Origin of the sequence: Collinsella sp. CLA-SR-H006 (assembly GCF_040097075.1) — a bacterium.
Classification (GTDB): Bacteria; Actinomycetota; Coriobacteriia; order Coriobacteriales; family Coriobacteriaceae; genus Collinsella.
On record NZ_JBBNPD010000009.1, the window covers coordinates 1 to 21123 of the forward strand.

Annotated in this window: 20 protein-coding genes; 14 read left to right on the forward strand and 6 right to left on the reverse strand. The window is 60.9% G+C overall.

Annotated elements, in window-relative coordinates:
* Positions 1-243: 243 nt before the first annotated feature.
* From tgt to AAA069_RS06160, 4 genes are all read left to right on the forward strand, one after another.
* Entirely contained in the window at positions 244-1383 is a 1140-nt protein-coding gene (gene tgt, locus AAA069_RS06145; RefSeq protein WP_055285790.1) for a tRNA guanosine(34) transglycosylase Tgt, read from the forward strand.
* Positions 1384-1595: 212 nt separating this feature from the next.
* A complete protein-coding gene (locus AAA069_RS06150) occupies positions 1596-2354 on the forward strand; it encodes a TIGR00730 family Rossman fold protein (RefSeq protein ID WP_152067856.1) in 759 nt (252 codons plus the stop codon).
* Positions 2355-2466: 112 nt separating this feature from the next.
* Positions 2467-2766 (forward strand): type II toxin-antitoxin system RelB/DinJ family antitoxin, encoded by a 300-nt coding sequence (locus AAA069_RS06155; protein WP_152067857.1) that lies wholly within the window; start codon positions 2467-2469, stop codon positions 2764-2766.
* Positions 2767-2768: 2 nt separating this feature from the next.
* A complete protein-coding gene (locus AAA069_RS06160) occupies positions 2769-3077 on the forward strand; it encodes a type II toxin-antitoxin system YafQ family toxin (RefSeq protein ID WP_055250871.1) in 309 nt (102 codons plus the stop codon).
* A gap of 93 nt (positions 3078-3170) precedes the next feature.
* Here the strand turns inward: AAA069_RS06160 and AAA069_RS06165 are convergent, their stop codons facing one another.
* Positions 3171-4031 carry a DegV family protein gene (locus AAA069_RS06165; RefSeq protein WP_152067858.1) on the reverse strand — a complete coding sequence of 287 codons (861 nt, stop codon included), beginning with the start codon at positions 4029-4031 and terminating at the stop codon, positions 3171-3173.
* Positions 4032-4187: 156 nt separating this feature from the next.
* Between AAA069_RS06165 and AAA069_RS06170 the strand changes: the two genes are divergently transcribed.
* The 9 genes from AAA069_RS06170 to AAA069_RS06210 all read left to right on the forward strand — a co-directional run bounded on the left by AAA069_RS06170 (position 4188) and on the right by AAA069_RS06210 (position 13832).
* Positions 4188-4850: an HAD hydrolase-like protein gene (locus tag AAA069_RS06170; RefSeq protein WP_349127837.1), complete on the forward strand. Its 663-nt coding sequence runs from the start codon at positions 4188-4190 to the stop codon at positions 4848-4850.
* A gap of 54 nt (positions 4851-4904) precedes the next feature.
* A complete protein-coding gene (locus tag AAA069_RS06175) occupies positions 4905-6341 on the forward strand; it encodes a M20 family metallopeptidase (RefSeq protein ID WP_349127838.1) in 1437 nt (478 codons plus the stop codon).
* A 389-nt stretch (positions 6342-6730) separates the two neighbouring features.
* A complete protein-coding gene (locus AAA069_RS06180) occupies positions 6731-7672 on the forward strand; it encodes a phosphate ABC transporter substrate-binding protein (RefSeq protein ID WP_349127839.1) in 942 nt (313 codons plus the stop codon).
* A gap of 24 nt (positions 7673-7696) precedes the next feature.
* A complete protein-coding gene (gene pstC / locus AAA069_RS06185) occupies positions 7697-8605 on the forward strand; it encodes a phosphate ABC transporter permease subunit PstC (protein WP_138112856.1) in 909 nt (302 codons plus the stop codon).
* A complete protein-coding gene (gene pstA / locus AAA069_RS06190) occupies positions 8598-9524 on the forward strand; it encodes a phosphate ABC transporter permease PstA (protein ID WP_117770186.1) in 927 nt (308 codons plus the stop codon). Before pstC ends, pstA begins: the two co-directional genes overlap by 8 nt.
* On the forward strand, positions 9521-10393 hold the full coding sequence (gene pstB, locus AAA069_RS06195; protein ID WP_349127840.1) for a phosphate ABC transporter ATP-binding protein PstB: 873 nt from the start codon (positions 9521-9523) through the stop codon (positions 10391-10393). Before pstA ends, pstB begins: the two co-directional genes overlap by 4 nt.
* Positions 10394-10598: 205 nt before the next feature.
* Entirely contained in the window at positions 10599-12458 is a 1860-nt protein-coding gene (locus tag AAA069_RS06200; protein WP_349127841.1) for an ABC-F family ATP-binding cassette domain-containing protein, read from the forward strand.
* Between the two features lie 6 nt (positions 12459-12464).
* Positions 12465-13235 (forward strand): Cof-type HAD-IIB family hydrolase, encoded by a 771-nt coding sequence (locus AAA069_RS06205; protein WP_349127842.1) that lies wholly within the window; start codon positions 12465-12467, stop codon positions 13233-13235.
* Between the two features lie 207 nt (positions 13236-13442).
* Entirely contained in the window at positions 13443-13832 is a 390-nt protein-coding gene (locus AAA069_RS06210) for a metal-dependent transcriptional regulator (RefSeq protein WP_148332816.1), read from the forward strand.
* A 282-nt stretch (positions 13833-14114) separates the two neighbouring features.
* Here AAA069_RS06210 and AAA069_RS06215 read toward each other — a convergent pair whose 3' ends face one another.
* From AAA069_RS06215 to AAA069_RS06235, 5 genes are all read right to left on the reverse strand, one after another.
* The gene (locus tag AAA069_RS06215; RefSeq protein WP_349127843.1) at positions 14115-16067 is read right to left on the reverse strand and encodes a heavy metal translocating P-type ATPase; all 1953 of its coding nucleotides are present in this window, start codon (positions 16065-16067) and stop codon (positions 14115-14117) included.
* Between the two features lie 100 nt (positions 16068-16167).
* Positions 16168-16386: a heavy metal-associated domain-containing protein gene (locus AAA069_RS06220; protein ID WP_035137286.1), complete on the reverse strand. Its 219-nt coding sequence runs from the start codon at positions 16384-16386 to the stop codon at positions 16168-16170.
* A 63-nt stretch (positions 16387-16449) separates the two neighbouring features.
* Positions 16450-16794 carry a metalloregulator ArsR/SmtB family transcription factor gene (locus tag AAA069_RS06225; RefSeq protein ID WP_050766151.1) on the reverse strand — a complete coding sequence of 115 codons (345 nt, stop codon included), beginning with the start codon at positions 16792-16794 and terminating at the stop codon, positions 16450-16452.
* A gap of 561 nt (positions 16795-17355) precedes the next feature.
* Positions 17356-18420: a hypothetical protein gene (locus AAA069_RS06230; RefSeq protein WP_349127844.1), complete on the reverse strand. Its 1065-nt coding sequence runs from the start codon at positions 18418-18420 to the stop codon at positions 17356-17358.
* A 353-nt stretch (positions 18421-18773) separates the two neighbouring features.
* A complete protein-coding gene (locus AAA069_RS06235; protein WP_349127845.1) occupies positions 18774-19742 on the reverse strand; it encodes a 3'-5' exonuclease in 969 nt (322 codons plus the stop codon).
* Between the two features lie 171 nt (positions 19743-19913).
* Between AAA069_RS06235 and AAA069_RS06240 the strand changes: the two genes are divergently transcribed.
* Positions 19914-21008, forward strand: a complete 1095-nt coding sequence (locus AAA069_RS06240; protein WP_343000605.1) for a putative manganese transporter — start codon at positions 19914-19916, stop codon at positions 21006-21008.
* Positions 21009-21123: the final 115 nt, after the last annotated feature.

The following is a 21123-nucleotide window of genomic DNA, read 5'->3' on the forward strand; positions in this document are numbered from 1 at the left end:
GTCGCAGCCCCGACCCGCGGTCACGAGCGGGGGCTCCTATCTTTTTAGTGCCCTCGGATTGGGTCATAGTGTCTGTCGGTACCAAAACATCGGCGTTACCTTTGTTGTTGGTAATGACTTAGTCGTTGGGGACGTTCTTAAACGACTATGACCCCTTTGCATCAGTTTCTGTCGAGTCGGTGCTTCTTGCGGGTTGCCCGTATAATGGTTTGCGTATGAACCGCAACCAAGGAGTTCCAGTTTATGGACCAGAGCCTTTTTAAATTCGACCTGATCGCCGAGGACCCGACGACGCATGCGCGTGCCGGCGTGCTGCACACCCCGCACGGCGACATCGAGACACCGATCTTCATGCCCGTGGGCACCAAGGCAAACGTCAAGGGCATTCCTACCGAGACCGTCAAACAGCTCGGCGCCCAGATCGTGCTTGCCAATACCTATCACCTGTCCATGCGCCCCGGCGAGGATACCATCGCCGAGCTGGGCGGACTGCATAAGTTCATGAACTGGCACGGCCCCATCCTCACCGACTCGGGCGGATTCCAGGTCTTTAGCCATAACGACGCCGTCAAGCTCACCGACGAGGGCGTGCGCTTTATCGTCAATGACTACGACGGCCGCCACGTGTTCTGGACGCCCGAGGACAACATGGAAATCGCCATGAAGCTCGGCTCCGACATCTGCATGCAGCTCGACCAGTGCCCCGGCTATCCTGCCACGCGCGCCTACGTTGAGCGCGCGGTTGAGCTGTCGAGCATGTGGGCCGAGCGCTGCTATAAAGCTCACACCCGCGATGACCAGGCACTCTTTGGCATTGTTCAGGGCGGCATGCATCTGGACCTGCGCCTGCGCTCGCTGCGCCATCTGGAGGAGTGCGGCGACTTCCCGGGCTACGGCATTGGCGGCTACTCGGTGGGCGAGGACCACGAGACCATGTTCGAGACCCTGGCACCGCTCGTAAGCGAGTACATGCCCAAGCACAAGCCGCGCTACCTGATGGGCGTCGGCAACCCCACCACCCTCGTGCGCGGTGTGGGCGTGGGTATCGACATGTTCGACTGCGTGCTGCCGACGCGCACGGGCCGCATGGGTACGGCGTTCTCCAGCGAGGGTCGCCTCAACTTCCGCAACGCTCGCTTTGCGCACGACGATGGTCCCATCGATCCCACCTGCACCTGCCCGGTGTGCACGGGCGGCTACAGCCGCGCGCTCATTCGCCACATGGTCACGCAGAAGGAGATGCTCGGCGGCATTCTGCTGTCGATGCACAACATCTACTACTTGCTCAACCTTATGCAGCGTGCTCGCCAGGCCATTATCGAGGGTCGTTACGGCGCGTTCGTGAGTGACTGGATGAACAGCCCTGCGGCGGTGGATTACTAAGGGCGGCGCGGGCGCTTGCAGGGCGCGGGCAACGGCAAGGGGCGAGCGCCGGCCGGTCGTCGCGTTCGCTAACACTGTCTGCGCGACCGCTGACCGATGCCTTGCAAGCGCATGATGCATCGTGGGTACCATACCGAATAGTTGATGTTCGGGCGGGTGTTTGACGCATGGCGTCGACCCCGCCCGTTTTCTTTTTCTCGATAGGAGTACCCATGATTAAGAACGAGAATGTCGAGGGCGAGCCTGCCTACGACGAGACGTACCGCCGCGGCCCCGTGGTCATGCGCGGCCCGATGATTCCTAAGGACAATACGTACGCTAACCTGCTGGCGCCCGAGGAGTCGACCGACTGGTTGCATGCCGATCCGTGGCGCGTACTGCGCATCCAGGCCGAGTTTGTCGACGGTTTTGGCGCGCTTGCCGAGCTCGGACCTGCGGTGACCATCTTCGGTAGCGCCCGCACGCCCAAGACCGATACGCTCTACAAGGCGGCGCGCACCGTCGGGCGTAAGATTGCCCAGCGCGGCGTGGCGGTTATCACCGGTGGCGGCCCCGGCATCATGGAAGCGGCCAACAAGGGAGCGGCGAGCGTCAATGGTAAGTCAGTTGGCCTGGGCATTGAATTGCCGCACGAGCAGGGGCTCAACAAATACGTGAACCTCGGCATGGACTTCCGTTACTTCTTTGTGCGCAAGACCATGTTCGTCAAATACAGCTCGGGCGCTATTGTGTTTCCCGGCGGGTTTGGCACGCTCGACGAGATGTTCGAGGTGCTCACGCTGGTGCAAACGCACAAGGTCAAGCGTATGCCGCTCGTTTTGGTGGGCACCGAGTACTGGCAGGGCCTGTTCGACTGGCTCAACGGCCCGGTGATGGACGCCGGCATGATCAGCCCGCTCGATCCCGAGCTCGTGCACATCACCGACGACCTCAACGAAGCCGTCGACATCGCCCTGAGCGGGCTGATGTAGATCAATCGTGCCCACGCGACATGAATACGCATGGCAATCTGATGTTATCTAACATCAGATTGCCATTTATATTGGGTATACTGATGCAAAAGACGAGGCGAGGAGGTCGCATATGTCTACTGCAACGGTTAAGCCTACGACGGTTCGCATCGAAGAGGGGCTCAAGGAACAGGCGACTGAGTTCTTGGATTCGGTCGGCCTCAGCCTCAATTCCTATCTCAATCTTGCCGTTCGGCAGCTTGTAAATCAGCGAAAGATTCCTTTTGAGATTGTAGGAAGGGCGGAGGTGCCCAACGAGGCGACGAGGCGCGCCATGGTGATTGCCGAGGCTCATGAGTTGGGGATTTTGCCGGACGATAGCCTGTCATTCAATAACGCTGATGAGCTTATGTCATTCCTCGATGAGGAATAGCGATGTTCGAGATTAAAGTCGAGGCTCAATTTAAGGTGGACTACAAACGAACGATGCGCATGCATCCGCAGCTAAAAAGTGAGTTTAAAGCGGCGGTTGCAGAGCTTGTGGCTCATGGGTCACTTCCGGCGGAGTATGGCGCCCACGAGCTCTCAAACCCGGGCGGAAACTACAACGGCCACATCGATTTCCACCTATCCGATGGCTTGGTCGATGTGGTCGTTCTTTATCTTCCCCATAAGACTAACCCAGTGATTAGGCTGGTGAGAATGGGCACTCATCAGGAGCTGTTTCAGGGTCCGCTGGGCTGATCGCCGATTTCCAAGTTGCGGTGGAATAGGGATTGATTGACAGCTAATAAGCCAAAAACGGTCCCTATTTCACCGCAACTGATGTGGGCGTCCCTAGTGGATGGGCTGGTAGCGGGGGCAGTAGCTGATGGCTATGGCATCGACGCCTACATGGGTGGCGATGGTGCAGCCGATGGGGCCGGTGCCGGCGTCTACATAGTCTTGGCCTGCGAGCGCTTGGCTGACGAGCTCCTGCTCCTCGGCGGCGCCGGTCGTGAGCACGCGCACGCTGGAGCCCGGATGCTCGGCCAAAAATGCGAGGCAATCGGCCATGGTGTTGGTAACGATGCGTTTGGCACCGCGGCCCTTTTTTATGGCCTTGATCTCGCCCGATTTCCACTCCGGCGAAACGGCCAGGCGAATGTTGAGCATTTGCGTGAGCTGGCCGGCGAGCTTGGGCGCGCGGCCGTTCTTAACGAGATTCTCGAGCGTGCGGGGAATCAGCAGCAGGTGGGCGTCGGGCAGCGTCGCGCGGATCTGCGCCTCGGTCTCGTCCAGGCTGCGGCCGTCCTCGCGCATGGCCAGCGCGTACTCCACCAGCAGGCCCTCGGCGCCCGAGCCGGTGCGCGAGTCGATGCAGCGCACGTCGAGCTCGTGCGTTTCGGCCGTCAGGCTGGCGTTGGCATAGCAGGCGGACCACTCGCTGCACAGCGAGATAAAGATGGCGCTATCGTGACCGTCGGCGCGCACGCGGTCAAAGAGTTCCTTGAACTCGCCGGCACTCGGCTGCGAGGTGTGCGGCAGCTGCTCGGAGCCGGCCATGCGCGCGACGTACTCCTGGGCGGTAATCTGCACCTGGTCGAGCAGGTCCTCGCCCTCGATAATCACATGCAGCGGAATCACGTAAATGCCGAGCTCTTGGGCGCGGGCGGGGGAGATGTCCGACGTGGAGTCGGTTATGATGGCAAAAGACATAATTGCACCTTTCGTTGGGGCGCGACGGCGCCGCCTTCTGAGAGCAAAGTGCGACAAGTATAGTGGAGTTGCTCTACATTGCTAGGTTAAATTGTTGAATAGTCAACAGTTTGAAGTGTCGGTGTGGAAATCGTCAACTGGGGAAGAGGGATGCCGATGGAGGCGCTGGAGATATGCAAGCGGCCGGTCGTGCTGTTTGATTTTGATGGCACGGTGGCCGATACGGGTCGGGCGGTGATGACCTCGACGCGCAAGACGCTGGCTGCACGCGGGTTTTCGGAGGCGCAGATGGGTGACCTGCGTCGCATGATCGGGCCGCCCCTGTGGAAGAGTTTTCACGACTTTTATGGCTTCTCCCGCGAGGAGTCGCTTGTGGTGGCCGACGAGTACCGCGCCTTTTTTGACGAGCTGGGACCGGAGGAGTATCCCGTGTTCGACGGGATCCCCGAGCTGCTGGATGGGTTGGTCGCCCAGGGCAAGCGCTTGGCCGTGGCGACGTCGCGCATGGAGGCAAAGTGCGTTGACATGGTGGGTGAACTGGGGCTTTCTCAGTTTGAGGCCGTGGTTGGCATGAATCCGCCGCAGGGCCGCGAGACCAAGGCGGATTCGGTCCGCGATGCGCTGGCGGCCCTGGGCGCGACCGCGGACGAGGCCGTGATGATTGGCGACCGCTTTAACGACGTCGAGGGCGCGCACGCGGTGGGCGTGCCGTGCATTGGCATCTATTCGGGTGCGGCGGCGCCGGGGGAGCACGAGGCTGCGGGCGCCGATGCGGTGGTGCACTCGGTGGCCGAGCTTGCTAAACTTTTCGCTATATAAGTATTTGATGTGAGGGGCGGGCGTACCCGTCGCTCATTGGTAAGGAGGTCGTCCATGAATCAGGTGGAGCAGAGCGTTACCGAGTATGTCGACGAGGTCTGGGAGGACGTCGTCGCCGATATCGAGCAGCTGGTGAGTTATCCGTCCGTAGCCGTTGCTGCCGATGCGGAGCCTAGCGCGCCGTTTGGCCGCCCGGTTCGTGATGCGCTCGATTGCGCGCTCGGCATTGCGCAAAAGCTCGGCTACCAGACGAGCGACGACGAGGGCTATGTGGGCATTGCCGATATCCCGGGTCGCGGCGACAAGCAGCTCGCGACCATCTGCCACGTGGACGTGGTGCCCGCCGGCCCCGGCTGGAACACCGACCCATTTGCGATGGAGCGTCGCGAGGGCTGGCTGCTCGGCCGTGGCGTGATTGATGACAAGGGTCCGGCGGTGTTGTCGCTCTACGCCGGTGCCTACCTGCTCAAGCACGGCATTGTGCCGCGCTATACCTTCCGCGCGCTGCTGGGCTGCGATGAGGAAGTGGGCATGTCCGACGTTCACCATTATCTGGAGAATCACGCAGACCCCGACTTTTTGTTTACGCCCGATGCCGAGTTCCCGGTCTGCAATGCCGAGAAGGGCCAGTTTGGGGCGACGTTCGTGAGCCCCAAGATCGACGGCGGGCGCATCGTGTCGTGGAGCGGCTCCGAGGCGAGCAATGCCATTCCGTCGCAGTCCATCTGCGAGCTTTCGATTGCCGCCGATGAGCTGCCGGCGCCCGTTGAGAACGCCGACCGCCTGGAGATCACGGCGCTCGACAATGGCCATGCGCAGATTTTCGCCCACGGTATTGGCGGCCACGCTTCGATGCCTGAGGGCGCCATCAACGCCGTCGGCCTGATTGTGTCGTATCTGCGCGAGGCCGAGGACGCGTTTGGTGCACGCGACGAGCGCCTGCTGACGCCTGCCGAGCACGAATTCGTCAAGTTCCTGGCCTTTGTGCATGCGGATGCCTATGGCCGCGGCCTAGGTATCGATGCGACGAGTCCGGCGTTTGGCCCGCTTACCTGCAACGCTGGAGTCATCCGCGTGGCGGATGGCCATATTGAGCAGGTCATCGACGTGCGCTTCCCCGACAGTACGAGTGCCGATACCATCCGCGAGCAGCTCGACCCGCTCGTGGGCCGTTTTGGCGTGACGTGCCAGCTGGGTCGCGCTAAGGTGCCGTTCTCAGTCTCTGCCGATGATCCGGCCGTGAAGGCGCTTATCGATACCTATAACGAGTTCACCGGCAAGCATGCTGGGCCCTTTGCCATGGGCGGCGGCACGTACGCGCGCAACTTTGCCCGCGCCGTCTCGTTTGGCCCCGAAGAGACCGGCCTGGAGCTGCCCGCGTGGGGCGGCCAGATGCACGGCCCCAACGAGTGTGCCAGCGAAGAACAGCTTAAACAGGCGCTCAAGATTTACATCGTGGCGATCCTTCGTCTCAACGAACTGGAACTGTAGGGCTTCCCCAGGCACCCGACCTTGCCCCTCAAACCGTCGCTTGCGTACCAAAGTACGCGGCGCTCCTCTTTCGGGGCAATCTCGGGCACCTGGGAAACCCCTATATCCTGCTTGGATACAAACTTGCATTACGAGCCCGGTGCTTCGGCCCGGGCTTTTTCTGTTGCGGTGGGGTAGTCATTGGGGACGTTCCTTTGGTGTAAAAGGTGCGCCATGTTCGGCGCTGGATTGTTATCCGTTTGTAAAGGCTGGACAGAGCTTGCGGTAAGGGTCTATCAGATGCCCGTAAAAAACCGCAGTTGGCGCGGGCGCTGCCCGGTCGGGGTCGTATCTTTCCAAACAGCAAAGCGGGCAGGGTGCCCGCGAGTCGCATGTACGAAAGGAAGATCATGCTCGATCAGGCTTATTCTCGTCGTCAGTTCCTCGGCCTCGCTGGTGGTTTTGCCAGCATCGTCGGTCTCGGTCTCGTTGGTTGCGGCGGCTCCGGCGCATCCGACGCCGCCGACAAGGGTAGCGCCGCTGCTACTGCCGAGTCCGTCTCCGGCGAGGTGACCTACGACGGTGCCTCCTCGTTCCAGGCTCTCGTCGAGGCTGCTGCCGAGAAGTTCATGGATGCCAACCCGGACGTCTCCGTTTCCGGCTCGGGCAACGGTTCGGGCAAGGGTCTGACCGCTGTCGCCGCAGGCACCGTCACCATCGGTAACTCCGACGTCTTCGCCGAGACCAAGCTCGAGGCCGACCAGGTCAAGAACCTCGTCGACCACGAGGTTGCCGTCGTGGGCATGGGTCCCGTCGTCTCCAAGAACGTGACGGTCGACGACCTGTCCCTCGAGCAGCTCAAGGGCATCTTCTCTGGCCAGATCACCAACTGGAAGGAGGTCGGCGGCGACGACGCCACCATCGTCGTCCTCAACCGCAAGGCCGGCTCCGGCACCCGCGCCACCTTCGAGGCCGCCGTCTTTGGCGACGAGGCCGTCGACTTTAAGGGCGACGCCGAGCTCGACAAGTCCGGCGACGTCCAGACTCAGATGGGCAGCACCGATAACGCCATCTCCTACCTCGACTTCTCGCACTTCGATGACTCCAAGTTCAACGCCATCAAGGTCGAGGGCGTCGAGCCCAAGAGCAAGAATGTCACTGATGACTCCTTCAAGATCTGGGCTACCGAGCACATGTACTGCTCCAAGGACGCCGACGAGGCCACCAAGGCCTTCCTGGAGTTCATGCTTTCCGACGACGTCCAGGGCAAGCTCGTCGAGGAGCAGGGCTTCATCCCCGTCTCTGCCATGAAGGTCGTCAAGGACGCCAGCGGCAAGGTCTCTGCTAAATAAGTAATCGCCCCGGAAAGGTTTGCAATGGCAAAACAGCTGCCAAAGCGCGACCTTGAGAACGTGGGCCTGGGCGTCACGGGCGCGTGCGTAGCGCTCGTGACGCTTGTCGTTGCCGCGCTCATCTTTATGGTCGCCCAAAAGGGCCTCTCGGCTTTTGTCAAGGACGGCGTCTCGGTCGTCGAGTTTTTCACCGGCACCAAGTGGGACCTGGCCAACACAGCCGAAAACGGCCTGCCCTATACCGGCGCCCTGCCCCTGATCGTCACCTCGTTTGCGGTCATGGTGCTCTCCACGCTCATCGCGCTGCCCATCGCCATCGGCTCTGCCATCTTTGCGGTCGAGATCCAGCCTAAGTTTGGTTCCAAGGTTTTTCAGCCGCTTATTGAGCTTTTGACCGGTATTCCCTCGGTCGTCTTTGGCTTGATCGGCTTTCACGTTGTCGTCGGTCTTATGAAGAGCGTTTTCCACGTGAGCACGGGCCTGGGCATCTTGCCCGGCGCCATCGTGCTGGCGGTCATGATTCTGCCGACGATGACCACGCTTTCGGTCGATGGCCTGCGCGCCGTGCCCGACGGCTACCGCCAGGGCTCGCTCGCGCTGGGCTACACCCGCTGGCAGACCATCTGGCACGTGGTGCTCAAGTCCGCCATGCCGTCGCTCATGACCGCGGTTATCTTGGGCATGACCCGCGCCTTTGGCGAGACGCTCGCCGTGCGCATGGTCATCGGCGGTATCGAGGCCATGCCGACGTCGCTGCTGTCGCCGGCTTCGACCATCACCACCACGCTCACCACGTCCATGGCAGTCTATGCCGAGGGCTCGGCCCAAGACGATGTTCTGTGGGCGCTCGGCCTGCTGCTGATGGGCATGAGTCTCATCTTCATCCTGATCATCCACCTTATCGGCCGCAAGGGGGCGAAGGCTCGTGGCTAGCACGCGTATCCACATCGACGAGGCGAGGCTCGGGCGTGTCCAAAAGCAGGACCGCTTCGCCACGGGCGTGTTGACGGCGATCGTCGCCATCGTCATGCTCATCGTCGTCTCCATGGTGGCCTATATCCTGTTCGAGGGCATCTCGACGCTGTTCCAGCCGGGCTTTCTCACGGAGCCGTCGCGCGCCAACGGAACGCAGGGCGGCGTGCTCTACCAGCTGTTCGACTCGTTCTACCTGCTGCTGATCACCCTGATCATCTCGGTGCCCATCAGCCTGGGCGGAGCGGTCTTTTTGGTTGAGTACGCGCCGGACGGACCCATCCGCGACATCGCCTCCACCGCCATCGAGACGTTGTCCTCGCTGCCTTCCATCGTCGTCGGCATGTTCGGTTTTCTGGTGTTCTCGGTGCAGCTGGGCTGGAAGTACTCCATCATCTCCGGCGCCGTCGCGCTCACCATGTTCAACATCCCCATCCTGGTGCGCGTGATCCAGCAGGCGCTCGAGGACGTGCCGCAGGCCCAGCGCGATGCGTGCCTGGCCATGGGCCTCACTCGCTGGGAGGCCACGCTGCACATCCTGATCCCCGAGGCCATGCCTGCCATCGTGACGGGCATCGTGCTTTCGGCCGGTCGCGTGTTTGGCGAGGCCGCAGCACTGCTTTTTACCTCGGGTATGAGCTCGCCGGTTCGCCTGAACTTCTTGAGCTTTAACCTGTCGAGCCCCACCTGCGCTTGGAACGTGTTCCGTCCCGGCGAGTCGCTCGCCGTGCACATCTACAAGATCTATGGCGAGGGCAGCCCCGAGGCCCAGCAGATTGTTTGGGGCACCGCGGCGCTGCTGATGATTTGCGTGCTGCTGTTTAACGTAGTCGCCCGTATCGTGGGCAAGCAACTGGCAAGAAGGATGACGGCCGAATGAGCGAGATGAATGCAACGCCCGCAACCGAAGCGGCATCGTCCGAGACCCAGGACTTCCTGTCGAGCGTGGGGGAGAGCGAGAAGCGCGTGCGCGTGAGCGGCAAGGCCGTGAGCGACGAGGTCGTGCTCTCCACCAAGGACGTCAACGTGTACTATGGCGACCACCATGCACTGCACAATACGTCGCTCGACTTCCACAAGGGCGAGATCACGGCGCTCATTGGGCCTTCGGGCTGCGGTAAGTCGACCTTCTTGCGTAGCCTCAACCTCATGAATCGCGAGATTCGCGGCTGCCGCGTGGAGGGCGAGATCAACTATCGCGGGCGCAACGTGAACACCAAGACCGAAAACACCTACGAGCTGCGCCGTTCCATTGGCATGGTGTTCCAGCAGCCCAACCCGTTCCGCAAGTCCATTCGCGACAACATCACGTTTGCGCCTAAGCGCCACGGCATCACCGACCGCGACGAGCTCGACCGCATGGTCGAGGAAAGCCTGCGCGGCGCGGCGCTTTGGGACGAGGTCAAGGACAAGCTCGACAAGAGCGCCTATGCGCTTTCGGGTGGTCAACAGCAGCGTCTGTGCATTGCGCGCACGCTGGCGCTCAACCCCGACGTGATCCTGTTTGACGAGCCCTGCTCGGCGCTCGACCCCATCTCGACGCTGGCGATCGAGGACCTTATGTCGTCGATTGTGGCCGAGCGCGCCATCGTCATCGTGACGCACAACATGGAGCAGGCGTCGCGCGTGTCCAACCGCACGGCGTTCTTCTACATGGGCGATATGGTCGAGTACGACGAGACTGACGAGATTTTCCAACGGCCCAAGGATAAGCGGCTGAATGATTACCTCACCGGCATGTTCTCCTAGTCCGGGACATGCTTGAGGCCCGCGGCGGCCACGGTCGCCACGGGACTGATTGGAGGGGCGGGTTATCTCTTTTGTGAGATGGCCCGCCTTTTTGTGTCGCTGCCAGACCGACCACCACAAAGGGGACAGGCACCTTCGTGGTGGTTTGGGGTGGGGCTCGCTGCTATCATGGACAACGTTGAATTTCTACGAAGGAGCAGGGCATATGGCGATTCTTTTGGGATGCGATTCCATCAGCCTAGAGTTTCCCACCAAGCATATTTTCGATAGCGTAACGCTCGGCGTGGGCGAGGGCGACCGTATTGGCATCGTCGGCAAAAACGGCGACGGCAAGTCGACGCTGCTGAGCGTGCTCGCCGGCACGCTGGATCCCGACGACGGCCGCGTGACGCACCGCCGAGGCACCACGATCGGTCTGCTCGGCCAAAAGGACCAGCTTGTCGACACCGACACCGTGCACCATGCCGTCGTGGGCGACACGCCCGAGTATGAGTGGGCGTCGAGTCCGCGTACGCGCCAGATCCTCGCCGGTCTCATTAGCGATGTGCCCTGGGAGGGCACGGTGGGCGAGCTTTCGGGCGGTCAGCGCCGTCGCGTGGACCTTGCGCGCCTGCTGATCGGCGACTACGACGTGCTCATGCTCGACGAGCCCACCAACCACCTGGACATGCGCACCATCAACTGGCTCGCGCGTCACTTAAAGGCCCGCTGGCAGCGCGGCCAGGGCGCCATGCTCGTGGTCACGCACGACCGCTGGTTCTTGGACGAGGTCTGCACCAGCATGTGGGAGGTCCACGACGGCCAGGTCGATCCCTTCGAGGGCGGCTACTCGGCATACATCCTGCAGCGCGTGGAGCGCGACCGCATGGCCGCAGTTACCGAGGAGCGTCGTCGCAACATGGCGCGCAAGGAGCTCGCGTGGCTGAGCCGCGGCGCCCAGGCGCGCTCCACCAAGCCCAAGTTTCGCGTGGATGCCGCTCGCGAACTCATCGCCGACGTGCCGCCCGTGCGCGACGAGCTGGAGCTCAAGCGCCTGGCGGTGAACCGCCTGGGCAAGCAGGTCATCGACGTGATCGACGTGGACGCCGGCTATGCGGATACCGACGGCGCGCCCAAGCAGGTGCTCTCCGACGTGACCTGGCTTATCGGCGCGGGCGACCGCTATGGTCTTTTGGGTGAGAACGGCGCCGGCAAGTCGACGCTACTTGACGTAATCCAGGGCAAGATTGCGCCCCTGCGCGGCCGTGTAAAGATCGGCCAGACGGTACGCTTTGGCGTGCTGTCGCAGCAGCTCGAGGAGCTCGAGCCCTACATGGGCGACACGATCCGCGAGGTGCTTAGCAACTATAAGAAGTACTACGTCATCGACGGCAAGGAGACTTCGCCCGAGAAGCTTTGCGAGCGCCTGGGCTTTACGACGCAGCAGCTCTGGAGCCGCATCGGCGACCTTTCGGGCGGCCAGCGCCGTCGCCTGTCGCTGCTGCTGACAATTCTGGACGAGCCCAACGTGCTTATCCTGGACGAGCCGGGCAACGACCTGGATACCGACATGCTCGCGATTGTCGAGGACCTGCTCGACGGCTGGCCGGGCACGCTGATCCTGGTGACGCACGACCGATTCCTCATGGAGCGCGTGACCGACCAGCAGTGGGCGTTGCTCGACGGCCACCTGACGCATATGCCCGGCGGCGTCGACCAGTACCTGCGCCTGTGCAACGCCACCGCCGAGGGCGAGCCCGTGGGCGCGCCGAGCGCCAAGACCGGCACGTTCGACACCGGCGCCGCAGCGGTTGTGGCCGATAAGCCCAAGGCGAGCGGGCAGCCCAACGGCCTGTCCAACGCCGAGCGCCAGAAGCTCCGCCGCGAGGTGAGCTCGCTCGAGCGCAAGATGGAAACGCAGCGTGCCCGCGTGGAGGAGGCCGAGGCCGCCATGGCCCAGGTCGATCCCACCAACTACACGGCGCTTGGCGAGCAGCAGGCAAAGATCGACGAGGCCCACGCCGCCATGGACGAGCTGGAGATGGCGTGGCTCGAGGCGAGCGAAAAGCTCGAGGGCGAGGAGTAGACGAGGATGATCAAAGCCGCGTTTTTCGATATCGACGGCACGCTGCTGAGCTTTAAGACCCACCGGATTCCGGCGTCGGCGCAGCAGGTGCTCGACAGCTTTCACGAGCAGGGGATTGTGTGCGTGATTGCCACGGGTCGCCCGACCTACCAGATGCCTGATTGGCTGTTCAACTTGGGTTGGGATGCGTACATTACGCTTTCGGGCCAGCACTGCTTTGATGCCGAGGGCGTCTACCGTAGCTGCCCGATTGACCCGGACGACGTTGCGGTGATTGTGGACCAGGTGGCGCAGGGGCGCTATGACTCGCTGTGCATGCAGGGCGAGAACTCGTTTGTGAACCGCCTGTCCGAGCGCGTGGTGACTGCCGGCTGCAATGCGGGAATCGTCTACCACGAGGAGCCGTTTGACCATGCCTTCGATGCGCCGGTCTACCAGTTCTGCGCCTTTGTGGACCCGGCCGACGAGCATATCGTGACCGATGCGGTGTCGCATTCGCTCACTACGCGCTGGTGTGATCTGTTCTGCGATATTATTCCGGCCAACGGCGGTAAGAACCTGGGCGTGGCAGCGACGCTGGAGCGCCTGGGAATCGATGCAAGCGAGGCGATCGCCTTTGGCGACGGCGAGAACGACCTGTCGATGTTTTCTGCCGTGGGCACAAGTGTGGCCATGGGCAACGCGCAGGATACCGTGAAGGTCGCAGCGACCTACGTTACGACCGCCGTAGACGACGACGGCATCTACAACGCCGCGAAGCACTTTGGACTGTTATAGCTGCGGCTCGGCACTTGGGGACGTTCCTTATCTGCCGGCACCTGGGGACACCCCTTGCGGGGCGTCCCCATTTTGTTTTCGTCCCGCACGTTTTGTGAAACACGGCTAACTTTTAGGCAAAGTAGTAAGACATGGGCAACTTTTGCGGTAAAGTAAGCTGTGAAAAGTATCCAAAGGCTAACTAGCAATTATTGCGAAAGGCGGCCCATGGCCCTACGTGAATCCGGAGAAGACTATCTCGAATCGATCTACGTTCTGTCGGAACGTCAGGGCATCGTGCGCTCGATCGACGTTGCGGAGTACCTCGGCGTAACCAAGGCGAGCGTTTCCAAGGCCATGACGACGCTGGAAAGCAACGGCTATGTCGAAATGGGCAAACGAGATGTTCATCTGACAGAGCGCGGTCTGGAGGTCGCGCGCCAAATGTGGGAGCGCCACTGCTTTTTCGTGGGGCTTTTGGAGGATGCAGGCGTATCGGCCGAGGTGGCGTCGCAAGAGGGCTGCCACATGGAGCACTGCCTGAGCGAGGAGAGCTTTGAGAAGCTACGGGCGATGCTGGGACGGGACGGTGCTTCGGCGCCAATAATGACCGACTAGCACTCCCGCAGCGGCGCGCCTCCCGCGCCGGAACGGTGCGGGACAGCGACCGAGACGAGTGGTCCCACCAACTAAGTCCAACTCAGACAAGGAACCCCGCCAGCAAGCGATGCCCAAGAACCGCCAGCAACGTCATCGCAGGCCGGGACCGGGCTTGGTTTTGAAAACACTTCGCAGCGCGAGGCCCGCCTTTCCGTTGCTCCGCAGGAGCAGGAAAGACGGGCCTCATGCGCGAGGACGTTTTCAAAACCAAGCCCGGCCCCGGCCGGACAGCCACGTATGCTACAAGTTCTTGACACCCATCGCGCGCATGGCGTTCAGGATGGCGATGATCGCCACACCCACATCGCCGAACACAGCAAGCCACATGTTGGCGATGCCGAGCGCTGCCAGCACCAAAATCAGCAGCTTAATGCCCAGCGCAAAGATGATGTTCTGCCAAACAATCGACATGGTCTTGCGCGCCACGCGGATCGCGCGGGAGATGTTGGACGGCTTGTCATCCATGAGCACGACGTCCGCCGCCTCAATTGCGGCGTCCGAGCCCATAGCGCCCATGGCGATGCCAACGTCTGCGCGGGTAAGCACGGGTGCGTCGTTGATACCGTCGCCGACAAAAGCGAGCTTGCCCTTGCCGCTTTCGCCCGCGAGCAATGCCTCGACGCGCTCGACCTTGTCGCCCGGCAGTAGCTGCGCGTGGAACTCGTCGAGCCCCAGCCGCTTAGCCACAGACGCCGCAACCTCCTCGCGGTCGCCCGTGAGCATGACGGTGCGCTTGACGCCGGCGGCGTGCAGGTCGCGAATCGTCTGCTCGGCATCGGCCTTTATGGTGTCGGCAATTACAATGTGGCCGGCATAGATGCCATCGACTAGCACGTGGAGGATGGTGCCGACGACCTCGCAATCGGGCGCTTCGACTCCGGCCGCGGCGAGCATCTTTGCGTTGCCAACGACGACGTGCTTGCCGTCGATGGTTGCCGTCACGCCGTGGCCCGCGTCGTTGGCGGAGTCGCTAACGCGCTTGGGGTCGACCTCGCCCTGGTAGGCGACACGCACGGACTGCGCGATGGGATGGTCGGAGAACGACTCGGCAAGGGCGGCGACCTCGAGCAACGACTGCTCGGTATAGCCGGCTTCGGGGTGTACCGCCACGACCGAAAACGTGCCGTTGGTGAGCGTGCCGGTCTTGTCAAAGACGACGGTGTCCACATCGGCGAGCGTCTCGAGGTAGTTGGAGCCCTTGATGAGGACGCCCAGCTTGGATGCGCCGCCAATGCCGCCAAAGAAGCTGAGCGGGACGCTAATCACGAGCGCGCACGGGCAGCTGACGACCAGGAAGGTCAGGCCGCGCAGGATCCAGTCGGACCAGGCGCCGGTGACCAAGCCGCCGCCGAGCGCGAGCACCGCGGCAGCGCCGGTGACGGCGGGCGTGTAGATGCGGGCAAAGCGCGTGATGAAGTTCTCGGTGCGCGCCTTCTTTTCGCTGGCGTTTTCTACGAGCTCCAGGACGCGCGCGACGGTGGATTCGCCAAATGGCTTGGTGGTGCGCACGTGGATGAGCCCCGTCATGTTGATGCAGCCGCTGATGATATCGTCTCCGGTTTTGGCCGGGCGGGGGACCGACTCACCGGTAAGGGCGGCGGTGTCGAGCTGGGTTTCGCCCTCGACGATGACGCCGTCGATAGGCACGCGCTCGCCGGGCTTGACCACGATCACGGTGCCGACCGCGATGTCATCGGGGAAGACCTGTTCGAGTGAGCCGTCGGGTTGCTCGACGTTGGCGTAGTCGGGTGCGATGTCCATCATGGCGCTGATCGATTTACGGCTCTTGCCCACGGCGTATGCCTGGAACAGCTCGCCGACCTGGTAGAACAGCATGACGGCGGCGCCTTCGGCCATGTGCGGGTCGGTATCGGGGAAGAGCACCATGGCAAACGCGCCGATGGTCGCGGCGGCCATGAGGAAGCTCTCGTCGAACGCCTTGCCGCGGCGGATGTTGTTGCATGCCTTTTGGAGCACGTCGTAGCCGGCAATCAAAAACGGCACGAGGAACAGTGCGAAGCTGGCGTAGATGTCGCCCGGGGTGCCGAATGCGGCGGTAAGGGTACCGAGCTCGTCGAGGGCGTACACCACCGCAAAAATGCCTAGCGCTACCAGGATACGATTGCGCTTATGCTCAAGGGACTCTTTCTTCTTACGCTTCTTCTTTTTCTTTTTGGGATCGGCGGTGGTCATGACTCGTATCCTCCCATTTGAATGAATGAACACTCGCTCATATAATTTCGCGAGCAAAGGCCGCGGCAAGCGCGGCCTTGCAGGTTGGCGTAAACCCGGGCTAGAGAATGATCTCGCAGTCCGGTTCGGCGTCGGCCGTAAACTCTACAACGCGGTTGAGTACCTCGTCGAACTCGGCGTCATCGGCTTCGAGCGTCAACTTCTGGGTCATAAAGTTGACGGACACGGATTTGACGCCCTCGAGCTTGGCCAGCTCGTCCTGAAGCTCACGCGCGCAGTTGGCACAGTCGATCTCGTCGAGTTTAAACTGCTTTTTCATGGTGGGTTCCTTTCTCTGTATTTGCGGCTTGGGTGCAGGCCGCGCTGGTACCGTGGTTGGTCGCTATTCGCAGATGTGGCTCATGCCCTGGTTGAGCATGGTGTAGACGTGGTCGTCGGCGAGCGAGTAGAGGATATTGCGCCCGTCGCGCCGGAATTTAACCAGGTGCGACTGCTTGAGTGTGCGCAGCTGGTGCGACACCGCGGACTGCGAGGTTTCGGTCGCTTCGGCGATGTCTGCCACGCAGAGCTCGCGGCCCATGAGGGCATAGAGGATCTTGATGCGCGTGGTGTCGCTGAAGACCTTGAACAGGTCGGCGAGGTCGTAGAGAAGCTCCTCGTCGGGAAGGTCCTCGGGCGAGCAGGTGGTGGGGATCGCGGGCTCGGTGGCCTCGGTGTCGGGTTTCATTTCATCAACGCGGATGCTCATTGCAATATCCTTTCATATGAACATGCGCTCATAAAACTTGCTTCCGATTATATGAGCGCATGTTCATATGTCAATAACGTTTAAGTAATTCATCGGACAAAATGATGGGGAATAGTGGACGAGACCCCGGACTGAGCGGTTTTGATAGTCGATGCCGAGGTGGGTGCCCCCGCGCCGTGCAAAAATTGGAGTATTCTGCAATTATTGGGGGTCTGTTTATCTATTCCCGGCCAAATAAAGCCGCTCAAGAGTTATCCAAGGGCGGTAAACAGACAAGATCTTCCTCAAATGTTGCCTAACGTTCCCCTTCGATAGCGTTTTTGTTTCTCATTTGGATTAACTTGTGGGTGTTGGAGGGCCGACCCTGCTGAATATTCGCAATTTTGCACGTCGCTAGGGTACCTACCTTGTTAGCCGGCCTAGTCTCCGGCCCCGAAGACCCTGCCCTCGGGCGCGAGGCTGCTTGTTTGGGCAAATGATGGGCTGTCGGATTCGACAGTCTGCATGTCATCGATTGCCGGAACTTCATTAATTGTCGGGTCATCCAGCGTGATGCCTTCGAGTGTTGCTTTTTCGAGGTCGATTCGTTGGCGCTCTTCGGAATCCTGGCGAAGCTGCTTCTGAATTCGCTTTTTCTATAAACCTTCTGAGCACAAACTGTCTCAGGTCCTCTTGCATGATTTGAAAGTCTTTTGGCAGACGCGAGGGGCGTATGCCCTCTTTCCGTTGGATCGCTTCCATGACCCTAACGAAAGCGCTGGCATGCATAAAGGAATAACGGCAGACGGTGATGATTCCGTATCCCATGGACGCAAGCGCATTCTTGCGTTCCTCATCGATGGCGCGGTCTTCTTCCGCGTCATGATAAAAACCGTTGTATTCAATGTCTGTGCGAGATTTCTTTAGATACGCATCCATAAAGAACTTCTTGCGTCTCGTGAGATTCTTTGCGGCGGCGGTGACCTGCACCTCGTAATCGGTCTCAATTCCCTTAATACCAAGCCCTCCTTCGCTTTTGGGCAGCGTTAGCATCATGACAAAGGCCGTTTCCATGGGAGACCGGCATCCGTCGCGCACACATTGGATCGCCTTTCGGGCAAGGGCCAGACCGTCGCATCTGGTAATGGAATTAAAGAACTGCTTTAACCTCTCGGTCGAGGTGAGCGCGAAACGCTCGCTATAAGAGGTGGAAGAGCCGGTTCCAAGGGAGTAAGCGCTGCACAATTCAAAGTAGTACTCCACCAGTTCGCGAAAAGGGAGATAGGTGGCGGCCTGAAGTGCGCAAAGCTCAACGCTAACAATGAAGATGCCATCTTCAAGCTCTATAAAGCGTGAGTTCGAGAATCGTTTTGAAGAAACGTGGCATTGACAGTTCACTGCATAGCGCGCATTCCTGCGATGAAACACCATCACCTCGAGGGAATCATTTGCGTCGAGGGAAACATCATGTTTGGTGAGCCATTCTGCGGCTGCGTCAAGGAGCGTTCCGGTGGGACATGATCCGTAAATCGCGGCAGGGTTACAGGACTCGATGCCTTTCGCAGACACCGAATGCGCGGCCTGGTAGACCGCTTTTGCAGTGGTATGTGACAATACGATACTCATGGTATATATCGTGTCAGCTAATGCCGTGTTGATGGCGCTGAGTGAAAAAGTCGTTTTAGAGGTCTAACCAAATGCTGTCCAAAAACTTGACGCAATTATGAGTTGGTATGCCCTAGATAAAAGTTTTCGCAGCTTAGCTATAGCATATAACTACTCAACTGCCGCACATTTGATAGTGATGCATCACCATCCGATAACGAATTACGTGTCGGGAATTGGCCGAAATCGTTCAAAATGAGGGTTCAGAATTTGTGATGGCAGATTTATTTGTGGAACGTAGGGCGGCCTCGCTGCGGGGGGGGTCCCGCTGCGAGGCCGCTCGTGATCTACGCCGGGGTTTGTCGCAGGCGTTTCTACTTGGCGAATAGGTTCTTGAGGTTGAACTCGGCTTGGACGGTGCGGAGCATGAGGTCGGTGTCGTCCAGGCCCAGATGCTGCTCGTTGGCGTCGGCGGCGAGGGTTCCACGGCGGCGCGCCCAGTTCTCGAGCGCGGCGGGGGCGGATTCGCGGGGGAGCGAGCGGACGTCGGCATCCAGGCTGCGGCAGATCTGGCGCGAGTCGATGACGATGATCTTGCCGGCGCGGCGTGCCTCGGCGTAACCGTCCAGATGAATTTTGAACCAGCTGTCCTCGAACGCGGCGTTATGCGCCATGTACGGGTACTTCTTCATAAGCTTGAGCAGCTGCTTCTGCAGTTCCTTGTTCTCGCGGAAGGGCGTTTTGCCGTCGATGTCGTCCCAGGTGATGTGGTGGATATTCGACAGCGGCACGTCCTCGCCGCGATAGATGTCGGGCAGGCCGCAGTAGTGTGCCTCGGCGTCATGCGGCACGGCGTCGCTGGTGAGCTCTATGATTTCCCAGCCCACGTTGATGATGTAGCCGCGCTCGGGCGCGCGACCGGTGGTCTCGATGTCGATGCCCAGCACCGTGCCTTGGATGGGCTTGCGAGCGTAGGCGACGCCGAGCGCGTCGCGGTCGCCGCGGATCTCGCGCATGACGGACGCGGCAGTGCGCTTTTGCATCTTGCCGATGGCGGCGCAGGTGTCGGCGTCGGACAGGCCGCGCGAAAGCGTCGCGGGCGTCACGTTGCGCAGGCGCGCCTCGCCAATCTGGTCGCACAGGTCGCGGTTGCGATCGGCAAGGTCGCGCACGGTGGCAAAGTCGAAGCCGGGGTCGCCCTCGGCGGTAAAGTACTCGGTCTCGAGCACCTTGAGGGCCTCTTCGCCTTTCTGACGTTCGGATTCCATGGCGCCGTGATCGCCATAGATAAACATGGGAATAAACGGCTGGCGCTCGTATTCGAGTGCTTGTGAAACGTTCATAGACTGCTCCTTGGACGGGCCGCGTCGCGCGGCTCGGTGGCATTGAGTTATGGCGAGATGATAGTTTGCCATGGGCAACTATTGGCATCGCGCCTAGGACAACTACAATACCCTAGTTGACCGCTAGGACTTTTACAATGCTGCCGAAAGACACGAAAGGTTCCATCCTTCATGGATTTGCTGATTGATATTTTGCTCGACGCTGGCAAGGACACGCTGTCGCTGGTGCCGTTTTTGTTGGTGACGTATCTGGCCCTCGAGACCTTGGAGCACGTTGCGGGCGACAGCGTTAACGGCGCCATCAAGCGTGCCGGTGCCGCGGGCCCCGCGGTTGGCTCGTTGCTGGGCATGGTGCCGCAGTGCGGATTTTCGGCCATGGCGGCAACGCTGTACGCTGGCCGCGTCGTGACGCTGGGCACGCTGGTCGCCGTGTTCCTCTCGACCTCCGACGAGATGCTGCCGCTGTTGCTCGCCGAGCAAGTTCCCGTGCAGACCATGGCGATGCTGCTCGCCTCGAAGGCGCTGATCGCTCTGGTCACGGGCTTTATCGTGGATGCGGCTATTCGCGGCCTTCGTCGTAATGCCCGCGCGCATGCGGCGATTCGCCGTACCGTGCTGGGAACCGCGGCCAACCCGGCCCACGTGAACTGCGCGCACGACGACCACACTGGCGGTGACATCATCGACGAGGTGGCCGAGGCGGGCGTGAGCGCCGACCACATCCACGAGCTGTGCGAGCGCGACCATTGCGGTTGTGATGAAGACGAGGACGAGCACGAACACGGACACGGACATGGCCACGATCACGGTCATGAGGGCGATCATGAACACCATCATGGCCACGGTCACCCCCACTCACACGAAGGTGCGCCCGTCCTGTCGATTATCCGCAGCGCGATCTCGCACACCGTGCAGGTATCGATTTTTATTTTCCTGGTGACGCTGGTCCTAGTCGCCGTACTCGAGACCTTCGGCGAGTCCGCAATCGAGCAGTTCCTGCGCGGCAACGAGACGCTTGCGGTCCTGGGCTCGGCGCTTGTTGGGCTGATCCCCAACTGCTCGGCCAGCGTCGTCATCACACAACTGTACCTGGAAGGCGCGCTGCAGCTGGCCCCGATGCTCGCCGGCACGCTCATCTCTGCCGGTGTGGGCTATCTGGTGCTGTTCCGCACCAACCGCAGCGCCCGCGAAAACGTCCTGTTCCTGATCATGATGTACGTCATCGGTGCCGGCTGGGGTCTCATCCTATCCGCCTTCGGCCTCTAAGTGGGCCTAACAAAACGGGCTTCAAAATAGCCATGCTCGGCGCCTGCACAATGCGGCGACGCATGGCATTTTGAAGCCCCTTTTTTGTTGAGCCATGGATTTTGAGCGCTCACAC

Bases quoted from the DNA above. Each gene is read 5' to 3' on its own strand.
- AAA069_RS06150 (WP_152067856.1), top strand. From the start codon at position 1,596: ATGATTAAGAACGAGAATGTCGAGGGCGAGCCTGCCTACGACGAGACG.
- AAA069_RS06240 (WP_343000605.1), top strand. From the start codon at position 19,914: ATGGATTTGCTGATTGATATTTTGCTCGACGCTGGCAAGGACACGCTG.
- pstB (WP_349127840.1), top strand. From the start codon at position 9,521: ATGAGCGAGATGAATGCAACGCCCGCAACCGAAGCGGCATCGTCCGAG.
- AAA069_RS06235 (WP_349127845.1), bottom strand. From the start codon at position 19,742: ATGAACGTTTCACAAGCACTCGAATACGAGCGCCAGCCGTTTATTCCC.
- AAA069_RS06220 (WP_035137286.1), bottom strand. From the start codon at position 16,386: ATGAAAAAGCAGTTTAAACTCGACGAGATCGACTGTGCCAACTGCGCG.
- AAA069_RS06175 (WP_349127838.1), top strand. From the start codon at position 4,905: ATGAATCAGGTGGAGCAGAGCGTTACCGAGTATGTCGACGAGGTCTGG.
- tgt (WP_055285790.1), top strand. From the start codon at position 244: ATGGACCAGAGCCTTTTTAAATTCGACCTGATCGCCGAGGACCCGACG.
- AAA069_RS06205 (WP_349127842.1), top strand. From the start codon at position 12,465: ATGATCAAAGCCGCGTTTTTCGATATCGACGGCACGCTGCTGAGCTTT.
- AAA069_RS06160 (WP_055250871.1), top strand. From the start codon at position 2,769: ATGTTCGAGATTAAAGTCGAGGCTCAATTTAAGGTGGACTACAAACGA.
- AAA069_RS06225 (WP_050766151.1), bottom strand. From the start codon at position 16,794: ATGAAACCCGACACCGAGGCCACCGAGCCCGCGATCCCCACCACCTGC.
- AAA069_RS06200 (WP_349127841.1), top strand. From the start codon at position 10,599: ATGGCGATTCTTTTGGGATGCGATTCCATCAGCCTAGAGTTTCCCACC.
- AAA069_RS06155 (WP_152067857.1), top strand. From the start codon at position 2,467: ATGTCTACTGCAACGGTTAAGCCTACGACGGTTCGCATCGAAGAGGGG.
- AAA069_RS06165 (WP_152067858.1), bottom strand. From the start codon at position 4,031: ATGTCTTTTGCCATCATAACCGACTCCACGTCGGACATCTCCCCCGCC.
- AAA069_RS06230 (WP_349127844.1), bottom strand. From the start codon at position 18,420: ATGAGTATCGTATTGTCACATACCACTGCAAAAGCGGTCTACCAGGCC.
- AAA069_RS06170 (WP_349127837.1), top strand. From the start codon at position 4,188: ATGGAGGCGCTGGAGATATGCAAGCGGCCGGTCGTGCTGTTTGATTTT.
- AAA069_RS06215 (WP_349127843.1), bottom strand. From the start codon at position 16,067: ATGACCACCGCCGATCCCAAAAAGAAAAAGAAGAAGCGTAAGAAGAAA.
- AAA069_RS06180 (WP_349127839.1), top strand. From the start codon at position 6,731: ATGCTCGATCAGGCTTATTCTCGTCGTCAGTTCCTCGGCCTCGCTGGT.
- AAA069_RS06210 (WP_148332816.1), top strand. From the start codon at position 13,443: ATGGCCCTACGTGAATCCGGAGAAGACTATCTCGAATCGATCTACGTT.
- pstC (WP_138112856.1), top strand. From the start codon at position 7,697: ATGGCAAAACAGCTGCCAAAGCGCGACCTTGAGAACGTGGGCCTGGGC.